16 protein-coding genes are annotated in these 14,395 nt (G+C 70.9%); 8 read left to right on the top strand and 8 right to left on the bottom strand.

What is annotated here, in order from left to right; all coding sequences use genetic code 11:
• Positions 1-40: 40 nt before the first annotated feature.
• A complete protein-coding gene (locus CLV40_RS16410) occupies positions 41-745 on the bottom strand; it encodes a creatininase family protein (RefSeq protein ID WP_104479802.1) in 705 nt (234 codons plus the stop codon).
• A 194-nt stretch (positions 746-939) separates the two neighbouring features.
• Between CLV40_RS16410 and CLV40_RS16415 the strand changes: the two genes are divergently transcribed.
• Together CLV40_RS16415 and CLV40_RS16420 are read left to right on the top strand one after the other, a co-directional pair.
• Positions 940-1,434, top strand: coding sequence for a hypothetical protein (locus tag CLV40_RS16415; RefSeq protein WP_104479803.1), 495 nt, complete (start codon positions 940-942; stop codon positions 1,432-1,434).
• Positions 1,435-1,519: 85 nt separating this feature from the next.
• Positions 1,520-2,884, top strand: a complete 1,365-nt coding sequence (locus CLV40_RS16420; protein ID WP_104479804.1) for an MFS transporter — start codon at positions 1,520-1,522, stop codon at positions 2,882-2,884.
• 401 nt (positions 2,885-3,285) lie between these two features.
• On the opposite strand, the gene CLV40_RS16425 is transcribed toward CLV40_RS16420, so the two are convergent.
• Complete coding sequence (locus tag CLV40_RS16425) at positions 3,286-4,464, bottom strand: DUF418 domain-containing protein (RefSeq protein WP_104479805.1); 1,179 nt, start codon at positions 4,462-4,464, stop codon at positions 3,286-3,288.
• 297 nt (positions 4,465-4,761) lie between these two features.
• Here CLV40_RS16425 and CLV40_RS16430 point away from each other — a divergent pair, with 297 nt between their 5' ends.
• Positions 4,762-5,466 carry an SDR family oxidoreductase gene (locus CLV40_RS16430; protein WP_104479806.1) on the top strand — a complete coding sequence of 235 codons (705 nt, stop codon included), beginning with the start codon at positions 4,762-4,764 and terminating at the stop codon, positions 5,464-5,466.
• A 51-nt stretch (positions 5,467-5,517) separates the two neighbouring features.
• Here the strand turns inward: CLV40_RS16430 and CLV40_RS16435 are convergent, their stop codons facing one another.
• A complete protein-coding gene (locus CLV40_RS16435) occupies positions 5,518-6,798 on the bottom strand; it encodes a hypothetical protein (protein ID WP_104479807.1) in 1,281 nt (426 codons plus the stop codon).
• 162 nt (positions 6,799-6,960) lie between these two features.
• On the opposite strand from CLV40_RS16435, the gene CLV40_RS16440 reads away from it, so the two are divergent.
• Complete coding sequence (locus tag CLV40_RS16440; protein WP_104479808.1) at positions 6,961-7,437, top strand: DUF2231 domain-containing protein; 477 nt, start codon at positions 6,961-6,963, stop codon at positions 7,435-7,437.
• Between the two features lie 7 nt (positions 7,438-7,444).
• Here the strand turns inward: CLV40_RS16440 and CLV40_RS16445 are convergent, their stop codons facing one another.
• From CLV40_RS16445 to CLV40_RS16460, 4 genes are all read right to left on the bottom strand, one after another.
• On the bottom strand, positions 7,445-7,654 hold the full coding sequence (locus tag CLV40_RS16445; RefSeq protein WP_104479809.1) for a DUF5703 family protein: 210 nt from the start codon (positions 7,652-7,654) through the stop codon (positions 7,445-7,447).
• Complete coding sequence (locus CLV40_RS16450) at positions 7,651-8,652, bottom strand: YncE family protein (RefSeq protein ID WP_104479810.1); 1,002 nt, start codon at positions 8,650-8,652, stop codon at positions 7,651-7,653. The genes CLV40_RS16445 and CLV40_RS16450 overlap by 4 nt, the downstream gene beginning before the upstream one ends.
• A 117-nt stretch (positions 8,653-8,769) precedes the next feature.
• Positions 8,770-9,174 carry a MarR family transcriptional regulator gene (locus CLV40_RS16455; RefSeq protein ID WP_104479811.1) on the bottom strand — a complete coding sequence of 135 codons (405 nt, stop codon included), beginning with the start codon at positions 9,172-9,174 and terminating at the stop codon, positions 8,770-8,772.
• Positions 9,171-9,620: a MarR family winged helix-turn-helix transcriptional regulator gene (locus CLV40_RS16460; protein ID WP_104479993.1), complete on the bottom strand. Its 450-nt coding sequence runs from the start codon at positions 9,618-9,620 to the stop codon at positions 9,171-9,173. Before CLV40_RS16460 ends, CLV40_RS16455 begins: the two co-directional genes overlap by 4 nt.
• Before the next feature lie 176 nt (positions 9,621-9,796).
• On the opposite strand from CLV40_RS16460, the gene CLV40_RS16465 reads away from it, so the two are divergent.
• Positions 9,797-10,219 (top strand): hypothetical protein, encoded by a 423-nt coding sequence (locus CLV40_RS16465; protein WP_104479812.1) that lies wholly within the window; start codon positions 9,797-9,799, stop codon positions 10,217-10,219.
• Between the two features lie 438 nt (positions 10,220-10,657).
• On the opposite strand, the gene CLV40_RS16470 is transcribed toward CLV40_RS16465, so the two are convergent.
• Positions 10,658-11,635, bottom strand: coding sequence for an aldo/keto reductase (locus CLV40_RS16470; RefSeq protein WP_104479994.1), 978 nt, complete (start codon positions 11,633-11,635; stop codon positions 10,658-10,660).
• An 84-nt stretch (positions 11,636-11,719) separates the two neighbouring features.
• On the opposite strand from CLV40_RS16470, the gene CLV40_RS16475 reads away from it, so the two are divergent.
• From CLV40_RS16475 to CLV40_RS16485, 3 genes are read left to right on the top strand one after another with little or no spacing between them, the layout of a single operon-like run.
• On the top strand, positions 11,720-12,769 hold the full coding sequence (locus CLV40_RS16475) for an LLM class F420-dependent oxidoreductase (protein ID WP_104479813.1): 1,050 nt from the start codon (positions 11,720-11,722) through the stop codon (positions 12,767-12,769).
• Positions 12,766-13,593: an undecaprenyl-diphosphate phosphatase gene (locus CLV40_RS16480; RefSeq protein ID WP_104479814.1), complete on the top strand. Its 828-nt coding sequence runs from the start codon at positions 12,766-12,768 to the stop codon at positions 13,591-13,593. Before CLV40_RS16475 ends, CLV40_RS16480 begins: the two co-directional genes overlap by 4 nt.
• Before the next feature lie 52 nt (positions 13,594-13,645).
• Positions 13,646-14,347, top strand: coding sequence for a histidine phosphatase family protein (locus CLV40_RS16485; RefSeq protein ID WP_104479815.1), 702 nt, complete (start codon positions 13,646-13,648; stop codon positions 14,345-14,347).
• Positions 14,348-14,395: the final 48 nt, after the last annotated feature.

The following is a 14,395-nucleotide window of genomic DNA, read 5'->3' on the forward strand; positions in this document are numbered from 1 at the left end:
CCCGCGGACCTGGTGTCCGCGGGCAGACCGCCGGTTGTGTTCAGTCGTTCAGGATGTCGAGTACCGCGTTGAAGGATTGGGTCAGGCAATCCAGGGCTTTGTGGCCTTTTTCGGCGGTTGCCTTGGACGGGTGTCCGATGATTCCTGATTTCGAGTAGCCGGTCATTCCGGTCAGGTGGAAGTGCGGCCGTTCCGGTGCGTCGAAATCGGCCTCGGTGTAACCCGGGCGCACCAGATCCGGGTAGGCGTGCAGCAGGATCGAGGTCTCCCACTCGCCGCCGTGGGGGTCTTCGGGGGTTGTTGACTCCATTCTGGCGGCTTTCCTGGCTTTGTCCACGTCGTGCTCGGTGGGGAACACGGCCAGGGTGGCGCCCGCGGTGTTCGCCTCTTGGGCGATGTTCGCGAGGACGTGGTTGCCGGTGTTGCCGTTCACCAGCACCAACCGGGTGTTCTCGAGGGTTTCGGCCAGTGAGGTCCGGATGTCGTCGATGATCGTGACCAGCGTTGACGCGCTTAGGCTCACTGTGCCGGGGAAGTCCACGTGTTCGTGCGAGCACGACATCGTCAGCGGTGGCAGCCGGAACAAATCGTACTCGGCCGCCAAACGTTCGGCGATCACCTCGGCGACGAGTGTGTCCGTCGCCAGTGGCAGATGCTCGCCATGCTGCGCAAAACTTCCCACGGCGAGAATTGCCACTTTTGTGTCGCGTTCCGCGACTTCGCGGGAAGTCTCTCCAGTAATCACAGCCGCTCCCTGGTCGCCGACAGCAAATTACGGCGACCGTAACAGCGGCTGACCCGCGCGACACCACCGTTGCCACCCCCTCAACTAATGACGGCGTCCCGTACCGTCCGCGGCGGGCGAGGGACGGAATCCCCGTTCGTGTCACCGTGGCCGACGTGACGGGGACACGCGGTCGACCAGGGCCCTTGCGCCGGATGCGCACCGCGCTTCGGCCGCACCACCTGCGGTGGACGGGGGAGCGCGACCTCGCCCACGCGATCTACGGGACGGTCGTCGGCACGGCCGCGATGGCGACCGCGGGCGCCCACCGCACGCTGGGTGGGACCGTCGCCACGGTGCTGGTGACCGTCGCCGTCTACTGGGTGGCCGAGCGCTACGCCGACGCGCTGGCGGCGGCGGTTCGCGGGCCCGACCGGCGGGCCCGGATCGGCCGGGCGCTGCGCCAGGGGTGGCCGACGATCGAGGCCGCCTGCGCGCCGCCCGTCGTGCTGGTCGCGTTCGTGCTCGTCACGGGGGACCTCCGGGCGGGTGTGGTGGTCGCGCTGGCCGTGTCGACGGTGATGCTCAGCGCCCTCGGGCACGCGGCCGCCAAGCACGCGGGCGCGACGCGGCTGGTCGCCGTCGGCTGCGCCACGGGCAGCGCCGTGCTCGGGGTGGTCGTGATCCTGCTCAAGACCTTCCTGCACTGATCACCCCGCGCGGGTGGCGAACGCCCGGTGGCGGCGCGGGCACGATTGCCGCCATGAGCACAGCGTCCGAGCGGGAAACCCGCTGATGGCCGAGGTGGCCGACCGGAAGCGGGCGGTGCTGGTGCCGCTCGCGCTCGCGCAGTTCATCTGCAGCTTCGCGGGCTCCAACATGAACGTGATGATCACCGACATCAGCGTCGACCTGGGCACGACCGTGCAGGGCGTGCAGGTCACCATCACGGTCTTCCTGCTGGTGATGGCCGCGCTGATGATCCCCGGTGGCAAGGTCACCGACCGGCTCGGCCGGAAGCGGTGCTTCGTCGCGGGGCTGGCCGTTTACGCGGTCGGGGCGGTGCTGAGCGCGCTGGCGCCCGGGCTCGGCGTGCTGATCCTCGGCAACTCCATCCTGGAGGGCGTCGGCACGGCACTGCTCATCCCACCCGTCTACATCCTCGCCACCGTCCTGTTCCCGGCCGCGGCCGCGCGGGCCCGGGCCTTCGGCGCGATCATGGCGATGGGCGGGATCGGTGCCGCCGCCGGGCCGCTCATCGGCGGCCTGATCTCGTCCGCGCTGAGCTGGCGGGCGGCGTTCGTGTTCCAGGCGCTGGTGATCGTGGTGATCCTGCTGCTGAGCCGGTCCATCCGGGACCCGCTGCCGCCGGATCCGACGCGCGCGGCGGACACCGGTGGGGCTGTGCTGTCCGCCGCGGGCCTGGTGTTGCTGGTGTCGGGGATTCTGTTGGCGGGTAAGAACATCTGGTTGACGTGTGGGCTGCTCGTGCTGAGCGGTGTGACGTTGGTGGGGTTCTACCGCTGGGTGCGGCACCGGGAGCGGACCGGTCGTGAACCGTTGCTCCCGACGGGTATCTTCCGCCACCGCGCCGCGAACCTGGGGCTCATCACGCAGAACGCGCAGTGGTTGCTGCTGATGGGGACGGCGTTCGTCGTCGCGACGTACTTGCAGGTCGTGCGAGGCTACGACGCGATCCGGACCGGTGTGGTCTTCACCGCGGCCACGGCGGGTCTGCTCACGTCTTCGCTCGCCGCGGAGCGGTTCGCGACCCGGCGGTCTCGGCGAACCCTCATCACGACCGGCTTCGTGGTGACGACCGGCGGGATCGCCGTCCTGCTCGCGCTGGGCGGCGCGTCGGGGTGGGCTTGTGTGCCGGGGCTTCTGCTGATCGGGTTGGGGCTCGGGGTCATGCTGACGCCGTCGGTCGACCTCGTGCAGTCGAGCTTTCCGGAGGACTGGCAGGGGGCGATCTCGGGTGTGTCGCGGAGCGTGTCCAACCTCGGTTCCGCGCTGGGCACGGCCGTTGCGGGGACGATCCTGATCGCCGACCCGGCGGGTCACGGTTACGTGGTCGCGATGGTCGCGCTGGGGGTGGTGGGGCTCGTCGGAGTCACCACGGCCTTGCTTCTTCCCCGTCAGGAGGTGAGTCGGACGTGAGCTCGCCTGGCTTTGCGATTGCCGCAACGGGTGAACCTCGGGGGGAATCTCCTCCTTGAGGAGGCCGCTGCGCTCCCGCACCTCGGTAGCGTGGCTGATCCGGTCCGGTGATCATCGAGGTGGCGCTGGATCCACGACCCGCTCGATCCGACCGGGCTGTGGCGGAAGTACGTCAGCCGGGTCGGACCGATCAGGGGCTGAGGTCCCACGGCGGCCATGTGGTCTATTGGTGGCCGTGAGGCGGTCCGGCGGTCGAACGACCACTACGGCGCGGGCACGGTCGCCATCGCGACGGCGGAGAACTTGCCGATCGGGTCGGGTGGCTGACGCGAACCGCGTTTGGTGAGGCACGCGATCGTGTCGTGGGCGCGGAATCGGGCCCACGACACGAGAACCTGCGCTCAGGTCGGCGTCTTGCGTCGGTAGACGAGTGTGCGGAGTACGACCTCGGCCGGGCCGCGTGTGCCCGCGCGGCGGAGTTGGTCGGCCAGGAGGACGGAGACCAGCCAGGTGCCCAGGGCCACCAAGGCGACCTCGGCGCTGCCCAGCTTCGCGCCCAGGCCGAGGGTGTAGGGGGCGAGCAGGGCGACGAAGACGACCGACTGGAAGAGGTAGCAGCTCAGGGATCGCTCGCCGGACGCCGAGATCGCTCGGACGACCGGGCCGCGGCGGTCGCCGATCCGGTTGGCGGCCAAGCCGATCAGGGCCGCGTAGCCCAGGCCGCCCGCGATGCCGGTCACCGTGTGGAGCGCGGAGATCGTCCAGAGCGTCAGGTCTCCCGTGGGCTCCCAGAAGTGGCCGACCGCGAGGGCCGTGGGGAGGCCGCCGAGGAAGGCGAGGGGGAGGCCGATGAAAGCGCTGCGGCGCAACAGGGTTCGATGGTTGGCCGGGTCGGTGAGCGCGCCGCGGCGGGCGGCCCAGGTGCCGAGGAGGGCGGCGACGGCCACGCCGACCATGCCGACCGGGGTCAGGAGCCACTCGAGGGGCCGCGAGGTGAGGGCCTTGACCGGATCCTCGGTCTCGAAGGAGAAGAAGAACGACCGGGCCCCGGTGGCGGGCATCATGTTCGCCGCCCCCTGGATGAGCGCGGCCAGCACCAGCCAGATCCCCGCCTGGACGAGCAGGGTCCGGTTCGACGCGCGGGACAGGGCGACGAGGCCGAACCCGACGAGCCCGTAGACGCCGAGCACGTCGCCGGGGAACAGCAGGAGCGCGTGCAGGAAACCGAAGACGAGCAGCCACCGGCTCCGGCGGCGCAGGAGGCGCTTCGCCTGCCGCTCGGGCATACCGGCGTCGCGGTGGCGCTGGAAGACCTGCACGACGCCGTAGGCGAACAGGGCGGCGAACATCGGGTAGGCACGGCCGTCGACGAACGCCACGTCGATGACGCTGACGACGCGGTCGACCATGGTGTGCTCGACGATGTGCTGGCGGAGGCCGTAGGGGCGCCCGTAGAGGTAGTAGACCGAGTTGGCCAGCGCGATCAGCGCGAGCATCAAGCCGCGCGCCAGGTCCGGGGCCAATACCCGCTGGCTGCCGGAGACGGGGGCCAGCGGTGGAGCGGAATCATCAACCGACATGACCGAGATCGTTCCGGCTCGCGGGCGCCCGCGGATCCACGGACCGATCGAGATCGCGTGTCCACCGACCAGCGCTCGATGTCGGCTGGACGGTTGACGCGCGGATCGGGGGTTGTGTGAGAACGAGTCCGACAGGGGACCGGAGTCCGGTAGTTCCAGCTATACCCGGGATCGCGTCGTTCGGCCATCGGGCGGGAGTCGTTGCCTGGAGCGCGCTCCTGGAGCGCGGGCGACGTTGCGGGACGCTGTCGCCCGTGCGTATAAGTGTCCTCGTAGGAAAAAGTTCATGGGGGAAACATGGTTGAGGCACGGGTTGGGCTGGTTACCGGTGGCGGCAGCGGCATCGGGGCCGCCACCACCGAACAACTGCTGGCGCGCGGCTACCGGGTCGCCATCACGGGACGCAACGCGGACAAGCTGCGTGGGTTCGCGGAAAGGCTGGGCAGCCCCGAGGAACTCCTCGTGCTGCCCGGCGACGCCGCCGACCACGTGGCGGTCCAGGAAGCCGTCGCGGCGACGGTTTCGGCGTTCGGGCGGCTTGATTGCGTTGTCGCGAACGCCGGGTACGCCACCTTCGACGACCTGGGCGACGGCGATCCGGCCGGGTGGCGGGACATGGTGCTGACCAACGTGCTCGGTCCCGCGATCCTGATCAACGCGGCGCTGCCCGCGCTCCGGGAGGCCAAGGGGCGCATCGTTTTGCTGGGTAGTGTGGCCGGCCACGTGTACACGCCCGGCAACATCTACGGGGCGACGAAGTGGGCCATCACCGGGCTCGCCGAGAACACCCGTCGGATGCTGCTGGACGACAAGATCGGTGTCACGCTGGTCTCGCCGGGGGCGACGCGGACGGACTTCTTCGACGCGATGCCCGGTGGCGCACCGGATCGGGACTACCTGCCCGCCGAGAAGCTGGGGGAAACCGTGGTCTGGGCACTGACCCAGCCGGAGGGCGTCGACGTGAACACGATCATCATCCGGCCGACCGGGATGTTCGTGTAACCGTCCACTGTGGTCGCCGTCGGTCGGAGGGATTCGGCCGACGGCAACGGCTCACTCGGTGGGTCGTTGGCGGGGGAGGGTCGCGAACCACGCCTGCACATCCGCCCGGAGACGGCCGCGAACACCCGGTTGCGGGTCGTGGTAGGCCGCGTAGGCCTCGGCGAACCACTCGCGCGGGTTGGAGAACTGGTAGTTGGACAGGGCGTGTTGGGTGCGCTGGTCGGTCAGGTAGCTGACCCAGGTGTTGTACGGGTCCACCTGGAAGGTCCGCCCGTTGACGTCGAGCACCGACGCCCCGCCGTCCGGCAGCGTCCACGGCTGGGCGAGCGCCAGGCGGACGAAGGCGGTCACGGTCGCGCTGCGCGCGGCGAAGGTCGGCGCGTCCAGGTGCGACTGGTAGCGCTGGAGGAACCGGTCCAGCCGGCTGTTGGCGCCGCCCACGCTGGTCGCGGCGATCGTCGGCCGCAGCATGCTGGTCAACGTCGTCACGGCCCGCTCGTGCCCCGCCGGGTTGACCGTGTTCAGCCCCGCGTGCGCCAGGATCGCCTCCGCCACCCGGTCCAGCGCCTCGGAGTCGTCGTAGACCTGCCAGCCGCCGAACCGCTCCTCGTGGGCCAGGTCGCGCTGCCACGCGGTCAGCACGTCCACCGAGTGCCCCACCTCGTGCATGACCGTCCACTCGACGAGGTTGCCGTGCGCCAGCGCGTTCGACACCCCGCCCATCACCTCCCGGTCGCCGCTGCGCACGCCCAGCGCCCGGTCCCCGGCCCGGCTCACCCCCGGGTACGCCGACATCGCGCCCTGGTCCATCCGCCTGCGCTGCCACGCGTTGCCGCGGTTCATCCGCGCGTACAGCCACTGCGGCGCCCGCACGCCGCCCATGAGCACCGGTCGCACGATCGCCACCGACTGGTCGTCCTCGCGGTACTCGCTCGTGCTGCCCTCCGCGCTCTCGTCCAGCTCGATGGCCACCAGGTGCTCGTTGGGGCCCAGGTCCTCCAGCGGCAGGTTCCGCAGCGCGGCCTCGATGTGGTCGAGCATCGAGTGGGTGAAGTGCGGACCGCGGCCGTCCGGGCCGATGCGGATGCCGAACGCCTGGCTCAGCTGCCGCTCGCGGTCCGCCGCGCGCCGGGGCCGCCGCGGTGTCTCCTGCTGCTCTTCCTCGTCGGTCTCCACGCGCTGCACGGACAGGTCGGCGCTCAGCGCCGCGTTGCCCACCGAGTTCTGCAACGACAGCATCCGCGTGACCTCGGGGTTGTGCCCCGCCCCGCTCGACGACCGCCGCCGCGGTCGCCCGGCGGACTGCTCCTCGGCGTGCTCGTGCGCTCTCATGCCCCTCCCTCGGCCACTCGACCCAGCTTCTCGACGGGAACTCACACCGGACAACGGCGCGGTGGGCAGGATGGGGGCACGTCGCGTGCCCGGTTGAACCGTCCGCCGACTGGCGACGTAAAAGTGTTCACGGTTGGCTGACCGTGATACCCGGAGGTGGCTATGCCCGAGTTCATCAACGGTCTCCCGCTGCACGCCCTGGTCGTGCACGCCGTCGTCGTGCTGATCCCGCTCGCGGTGCTGGGCGCCGTCGTCATCGCGGTCTGGCAGGCGGCCCGTGCCCGCTACGGCTGGCTGGTGGTGGCGTTCGCGGTGGTCGGGACGGTGCTGACCCCCATCGCCACGTCGAGCGGCGACGACCTGTCCCGGCGGCTGCCGGAGAATCCGCTGATCGAGCGGCACGAGGAGCTGGGCGACCTGCTGATCTGGTTCGTCCTCGGCCTGCTGGTCGCGGTGACGGCCCTGATGGTGGTGACGACCAGGCGCCCGGAGACCTGGACCAAGCCCGTCGTCATCGTGCTGGCGGTGCTGACCGTCGGCACGGGCGTCGCCGCGGGCGTGCACACCTTCCGCGTCGGCGAGGCGGGCGCGACCGCGGTCTGGCAGGGCACCGACCAGCAGCCCGTGCGCGGCCGCTGAGGGGGGTTCAGATGATGACGCCGGGCCCGCTCTTGCGGGCCTTGCGGCGCAGCCACACCTTGCGGGTCCCGTCGGCGTAGAGCCGCACGTTGGACAGCTCCCAGCCGCTGAACTCGGCGTGGATCGCCAGCTGCGTGGCCGCTGTCAGCCGCGACACCCCCGGGGGCAGCCGCAGCGGCCGGTACTCCCAATCCCCGTCGACCACCGCTTCGCTCATGGCAGCACCACCTGCACACCTCCTCCAACGCCGGACGCGACCACCACGCGCCCGTCCACGGGATCGACCGCCACCGAGTTCGGCTGAGCGACCGTCGGGAACCGGTACCGCTCGACGGGCTCGCCGCCGCCAACCGCGTACCCGACCACCTCGTTGGTCTCGGTGAGCGTCACCCACGCCAGGTCGCGCTTCGGGTCGTACGCGATGGCGTACGGCGCGCCCGGCACGGGGTAGCGCTGCCGCAGCAGCAGCGGGTCCAGCGAGAACGCCAGCAGCGCGCCGCCGCGCGTGTCGGTGACCAGGACGCGGCCGTACCGGTCGACGACGCCGTTCGTCGCGCCCGCGCCCGCGCGCAGGCCCTGGCCGACCGTGCCGCCGCCGACGTCGAGCTGGAAGACCGCGTTGCGCAGCCGGTCGAGCACGGCCGCGCCGGACCCGGCGGTGAACACCTGGTCCGCGCTGAGCAGGCCGCCGGAGATGACCCGGCGCACCTGGCCGCCGTCGAGCACGGCGACACCGCGCTGCTCGCGCAGCGCCACGAGCGTGCCGCCCTGGTAGGCCGCCGCCGACGCGGGCGTCCCCGAGACGGTCGACTCCTCCAGCGCGCCCCCGGGCAACGACACCCGGACCACGCCGCTCGGGACGGCGGCCAGCAGCGGGCCACCGTCACCGGCGGGGGTCAGCGTCTCGGCGGGTCCGGGCAGGGTGAGCGACCGCGGGGCCTGGTCGAGCTTGTCGAGGTCGTACAACCGCAGGTCGGCGCCACTGGCCACGGTCAGGACGCGGCCCGAGGTCGCCACCGCGGTGACCGGGTCGGCCAGCGGCAGCACGGTGCCCGCGGGGGGCTTGGCGGCGGCGGGGGAGTGGGCCGCGGTCGCGGCGACCGGGTTGTCGGTCAGCATCAGCTCGTCCTGCGGCTGGTCGCTCGACGAGCAGCCTGCCGTGAGGGCGCCGATCAGGGCGGCGGTGAGCGGGACGGCGACGAGCGGGCGGGGCAAGCAGACCTCCGGTGGGGGACGGACCTCCCCTCCAGCATCCTCCACCGCGGGCCCGCGAGCCACGTCCGGGTGGGTCGTGTCTCCTCCCGGTTTCCGCCCACCGGCGTTCACCCCGGGTCAGGCGGCCAGGGCGGCCTCGGCGCGCGCGGTGACCAGGGCCAGCAGCCGACCGGCGGTCTCGCGGTCGGCGGCGGGGAGGTCGCCGTAGAGGCGCTCGGCGATGCGATCGATGCCACCGCTGATCCGCTGGTGCCGGGCCCGGCCGGTCTCGGTGAGCGAGACGCCCGCGGTGATGAGTTCGGCGCGGGTGAGGCTGTCGACGACCTCCGCGCCGCGGCCCTCCTTGAACCGGGCGTCGAGCCGGGTGACCAATTCGGACTCGGGGACGTCGGTCTCGGCCAGGTAGAAGAGGGTCACCCACTCGGGGAACGTGGTGGCGTTCTCGTCGAGCAGGCGGTCGAGCAGGGCGCGGGTGGCCTTGGCGGCGTCGCCGATCGCGAGGCCGTTGAACGGGTGGGTCATGGTTCCTCCGGTGTGTCGAGCAGTGTGCGCAGGGCGCGGACCAGCGCGAGGGTGCGCGGGTCGTCGGTCCCGCCGAGGGGCGCGGTGAGTTCGCCCTGCAGGCGCAGGACCCGGTCGACCGCCTGTTCGGCGATGTCGCGACCGCGTTCGGTGAGCGACAGGAGCACCGCGCGGGAGTCCCTCGGGTTGTCGACCCGTTCGACCAGGCCCGCGCGTTCGAGGGCGCGGGCCAGCTTGGAGATGTAGAGGGGCTCCAGGCCGGTGAAGTCGGCCAGCTCGCGCTGGCTGGGCCGGGTGCCTGACCGCTGCATGGACAGCAGCGGGGCGACGACCGCGTATTGGGCGTGGGTGAGGCCGAGGGGCGTGATGGCCCGGTCGATCCTCGTGCGCCAACGGGTGGACAGTCGCCAAACCAGGCCTGAGACGGGTGTCCCCGGTGTGCTCATGGTGGACACAGTACATGGCTACTATATCCATGAATGGTGTTTGTGAGCTGACGAACTGCACTGGTCTGATCCGTGTCAAGTGTGCTTTATTACGCCTGACGGGTGAAGTCGAAACCTGTCTGTAACACCCGCGGTGGCTGGACCGACGGACCGGGCACAGCGCAGGGGAGGCGTCCATGTCGATCGATCCCACGCACCGGCCCATCCTGGGTGACCCCGAGCCCTCCGACCCGCCCGCCGCCGTCCGCGCGGCGAGCGCCCTGCTGCTGGTCCACGTCGCGGTCACCGGAGCGCACCTGGCCTTCGCGACCGACTACGGGCTGCCGATCGTGCTGTTCCCGATGGCGGTGACGACGTGGTTCGCGTTCGGGATACGGGCGGGCCGTGACTGGGCCCGCGCGGGGGCGCTGCTCGTCTCGTGCTTCACGCTGCTGCTGATGCTGGCGGTCGCGCAGAGCTCGCTGAGCTTCTCGGCGCTGGCGCTGTCGGTGCTGCTGTTGGTGGCGGCCGGGCAGTTGATGTACCGGGAGGACGTGCGGGAGTACTTCGTGTCCGGTTTGGAGCCCGACACGGACGACGTCCCCACCCGCCGCCGCTGACTCCGGACCTGTCACCCACCCGGCTCCCACCCCTTCTTCGCTGATCTCGCCCCTGTCTTGGCTGATTCCTGACGGTTCGTATCCTGATCTAGCTATCGACTATCGAGATAGCGGTTGGGCAGCGGCTGTGCAGATCGAGTGTGGTCTCGTGCCCATATTAACAATGGTCTAAGTATCGGCTATTCACTATCAAGATAATTGGTGATCGGTGAGGATTGGGGGCGGGTGAAGTTCGGGGGATAGTCGGTGCGGTAGGAGCTGAGGTACCGGTTCTGCCGAGACGAGGGCTGGTCGAGTGGGAGAGCGCGCGGCCAGACCGAACCTGGACTGGGGTGGACGACGCGGTGCTGGTCGAGCAAGGAGAGGGTGGAGTTGTCGAAGGGAAGTTCGCCGGGGGCGGGTGGGCCGGGGAGGGCGAGAGGGGCCAAACAGGGCGGGTCAGGGGAGGTGGCGCTCCGGGTAGCCGAGGGCCAGGTCGCTGACGTCGTCGAGGGCGGCGCGGATGGCGGTGGGGAGGGTCAGTTCCTCCGCGGCCAGGGAGCCGCGCAGCTGGGCCGTGTCGCGGGCGCCGACAATGGGGGCCACGACGCCCGGGCGGTCGCGGACCCACGCCAGGGCGACGGCCAACGGGGACGTGCCCAGGCCGTCCGCCGCGGTGACCACCGCCTGGACGATGCGGGCCGCGCGGTCCGTGCGGTGCCGCTCCACGTACGGCGCGTAGACGGCCGAGGCGCCGCGGGAGTCGGCTGGGGTGTTGGTGCGGTACTTGCCGGTCAGCACGCCTCTGCCGAGCGGGGCCCAGGGGAGCAGGCCGATCCCGTGGTGGGCGCAGGCGGGCACGACCTCACGCTCGATGCCGCGTTCCAGGAGGGAGTACTCGACCTGGGTGCTGACCAGTTGGGCGGCCCCGGCGACGTGGGCTTGGCGGGTCGCGGCGGTGGCGGTCTGCCAGCCGGAGTAGTTGGAGATGCCCGCGTAGCGGGCTTTGCCGCTGCGGACGGCCGCGTCGACGGCGGCCAGGGTCTCGTCGAGCGGCACCGTGTCGTCCCAGGCGTGCAGTTGCCAGAGGTCGATGTGGTCGGTGTCGAGTCGGCGGAGCGAGCCTTCCAGCGCGGTGAGCAGGGCGCCGCGGGAGGCGCCGCCGCCGAAGGGGCCGTCGTGGCGCCGGGCGACGGCCTTGGTGGCCAGGACGACGTGGTCGCGGGGCACGATGTCGTCGAGCAACGAGCCGAGCAGGGTTTCCGCCTCGCCGTCGGCGTAGATGTCGGCGGTGTCGACCAACGTGCCGCCCGCCTCGGTGAACGCCGTGAGCAAGCTCGCCGCGGTGTCCGCGTCGGTGGTGTCCCCCCAGGTCAGGGTGCCGAGGCCGGTTCGGGAAACCCGCAGCCCGCTGCGCCCGAGGTGTCGTTGCTCCACGATCACAGACCCTATGCGCCCGGTGGCCGCGCGCCACTCGCGGCCCACTGGTGGACCGGTCCTACTCGCGGGTAACCTCAGGCCATGCGACTCGGACTGAACATGGGCTACTGGGGTGCGGGCAACGACGCGGCGAACCTCGAACTGGCCAAGGAGGCCGATCGGCTGGGCTACTCGGTGGCGTGGGTGGCCGAGGCGTACGGGTCGGACGGTCCGACGATCCTGTCCTGGGTGGCCGCGCAGACCGAGCGCATCGACGTGGGCAGCGCGATCATGCAGATCCCGGCCCGCACGCCGACCGTGACGGCGATGACCGCGGCGACGCTGGACTCGCTCTCCGGCGGCCGGTTCCGGCTCGGGCTCGGGGTGTCGGGGCCGCAGGTGTCCGAGGGCTGGTACGGGGTCAAGTTCGACAAGCCGCTGGGGCGCACGCGCGAGTACGTGGAGATCGTGCGATCGGCGCTGCGCCGGGAGCGGGTCAGCCACCAGGGCAAGCACTTCGTCCTGCCGCTGCCCGACGGCCCGGGCAAGCCGCTGAAGCTGACCGTCCACCCGGTGCGGGAGGAGATCCCGGTCTACCTGGCGTCGATCGGCCCGAAGAACCTGGAGCTGACCGGCGAGATCGCGGACGGCTGGCTCGCGATCTTCTACTCGCCGGAGCACGGTCGCGAGTCGCTGGAGCTGATCGCCAAGGGCCGGTCGAAGGCGGGCAAGACCCTCGACGGGTTCGACGTCGTGCCGACGGTGTCGCTGGTGGTGGACGACGACTGGCGCGCGGCGGCGGACCTGGTGCGGCCGTACGCGGCGCTGTACGTCGGCGGGATGGGCAGCCGGGAGCAGAACTTCTACAACAACCTCGCTTGCCGGATGGGTTACGAGGCGGAGGCCGCCGAGTGCCAGGACCTCTACCTGGCGCGGGACTACGCGGGCGCCGCCGCGAAGGTCCCTTTGGGATTCCTTGACTCGACGTCGTTGCTCGGCCCGAAGGCGCGGATCGCGGAGAAGATGCAGGCCCTGGCGGAATCGGGGGTCACCACACTGACCGTTTCGCCGATCCTGCAAGATCTGGAGCGCAGCAAGGCGGCCCTGCGGGTCGCCGCGGACGCACTGGATCTCGCGGGAGTCGGTAGTTGACCTGGTTTCAAGCAATCGTCCTCGGCATCGTCCAAGGACTGACCGAGTTCCTGCCGATCTCGTCATCGGCGCACATCCGGATCGTGTCGGAGCTGTGGTTCGGCGGTGACGCGGGCGCGTCGTTCACCGCCGTGATCCAGCTCGGCACCGAGACCGCGGTGATCATCTACTTCGCCAAGGACATCGGCAGGCTGTTGAAGGCCTGGTTCGTCGGCCTGTTCCGGGCGTCGGCGCGGTCGGACCCGAACTACCGGCTGGCCTGGTACGTGATCATCGGCTCGGCGCCGATCGCGGTGCTCGGCTACGTGTTCAAGGACGCGATCCGCTCGGGCCTGCGGAACCTGTGGATCACCGCGATCGTGCTGATGGTGTTCGCCGTGGTCCTCGCCGTGGCCGACGAGCTCGGCAAGCAGGCGCGGGACTCGCTGACGATGAAGGACAGCGTGTTCATGGGTCTGGCGCAGGCGATGGCGCTGGTGCCCGGGGTGTCGCGGTCCGGCGGGACGCTGACGGCCGGGTTGTTCCTCGGCCTGAACCGGGAGGCGGCGACCCGGTACTCGTTCCTGCTCGCGATCCCGGCGGTGTTCGGCGCGGGCCTGTTCAGCATCCCGGACGTGCTGGACCGCAGCGGGCCGGGGCCGCAGGCGGACGTGGCGCAGACGATCGTCGCGACGGCGGTGTCGTTCGCGGTCGGGTACGCGTGCGTGGCGTGGCTGCTGCGGTACGTGTCCAAGCACAACTTCATGCTGTTCGTCTGGTACCGGATCGTGCTGGGCGCGGTGCTGTGCGGGCTGCTGGCGACCGGGGTCGTGTCGCCGACGTGATCGTCCCCCCGCCTGACCGGTGGGGGAGCGCCTCCGCTTAGGCTGTTCGGCCGTGGCCACCGTCGTCCTCCTCCGCCATGCCCGATCCACCGCGAACGGCTCCGGCGTGCTCGCCGGCCGCAGCGAAGGCGTCCGCCTCGACCCGTCCGGGGAGAAGCAGGCCGCCGCGCTGGTCGACCGGTTGGCGGGTGTGACCCTGCACGGGTTGGTGCGGTCCCCGTTGTTGCGTTGCGCGCAGACCCTGGCGCCGCTGTCGTCGGCGCGGGGGCTGGAACCCGTCGTCGAGGACGCGTTGGCCGAGGTCGACTACGGGGCGTGGACCGGCAAGGAGATCAAGGAGCTGGTCGAGGAGCCGCTGTGGAAGGTGGTGCAGCAGCACCCTTCGGCGGCGGTGTTCCCGGGCGGTGAGGGGTTGGCCGAGGTGCAGGCGCGCGCGGTCCGCGCGGTGCGGGAGCACGACGCGCGGATCACGGCCGAGCACGGTGAGCGGGCGGTGTGGTTGCTGTGCAGCCACGGTGACGTGATCAAGTCGGTGCTGTCGGACGCGTTGGGGCAGCACCTGGACACCTTCCAGCGGATCGTGGTGGACCCGGCGTCGGTGAGCGTCGTGCGGTACACGCCGACCCGGCCGTTCGTGCTGCGGATGAACGACTCGGGGTCGGAGTTCGCGGGGATCGTGCCGCCGGAGCCGAAGCCGGATGAGGATCCGGCGAAGGCCGGGGACGCCACGGTGGGCGGTTCGACCGGGCGTTGAGCTTGGATCGCCGAGACTGTTGGAGCTATCCAAGCTTCTGTTAGCTTG

This window comes from Actinokineospora auranticolor, assembly GCF_002934265.1.
GTDB classification, from domain to species: domain Bacteria; phylum Actinomycetota; class Actinomycetes; order Mycobacteriales; family Pseudonocardiaceae; genus Actinokineospora; species Actinokineospora auranticolor.

Coding starts and splice junctions, on each gene's coding strand:
- CLV40_RS16415 (WP_104479803.1), top strand. CDS start 940: ATGCGCACCGCGCTTCGGCCGCACCACCTGCGGTGGACGGGGGAGCGC.
- CLV40_RS16475 (WP_104479813.1), top strand. CDS start 11,720: ATGCGACTCGGACTGAACATGGGCTACTGGGGTGCGGGCAACGACGCG.
- CLV40_RS16435 (WP_104479807.1), bottom strand. CDS start 6,798: ATGAGAGCGCACGAGCACGCCGAGGAGCAGTCCGCCGGGCGACCGCGG.
- CLV40_RS16460 (WP_104479993.1), bottom strand. CDS start 9,620: ATGAGCACACCGGGGACACCCGTCTCAGGCCTGGTTTGGCGACTGTCC.
- CLV40_RS16425 (WP_104479805.1), bottom strand. CDS start 4,464: ATGTCGGTTGATGATTCCGCTCCACCGCTGGCCCCCGTCTCCGGCAGC.
- CLV40_RS16455 (WP_104479811.1), bottom strand. CDS start 9,174: ATGACCCACCCGTTCAACGGCCTCGCGATCGGCGACGCCGCCAAGGCC.
- CLV40_RS16445 (WP_104479809.1), bottom strand. CDS start 7,654: ATGAGCGAAGCGGTGGTCGACGGGGATTGGGAGTACCGGCCGCTGCGG.
- CLV40_RS16440 (WP_104479808.1), top strand. CDS start 6,961: ATGCCCGAGTTCATCAACGGTCTCCCGCTGCACGCCCTGGTCGTGCAC.
- CLV40_RS16430 (WP_104479806.1), top strand. CDS start 4,762: ATGGTTGAGGCACGGGTTGGGCTGGTTACCGGTGGCGGCAGCGGCATC.
- CLV40_RS16465 (WP_104479812.1), top strand. CDS start 9,797: ATGTCGATCGATCCCACGCACCGGCCCATCCTGGGTGACCCCGAGCCC.
- CLV40_RS16420 (WP_104479804.1), top strand. CDS start 1,520: ATGGCCGAGGTGGCCGACCGGAAGCGGGCGGTGCTGGTGCCGCTCGCG.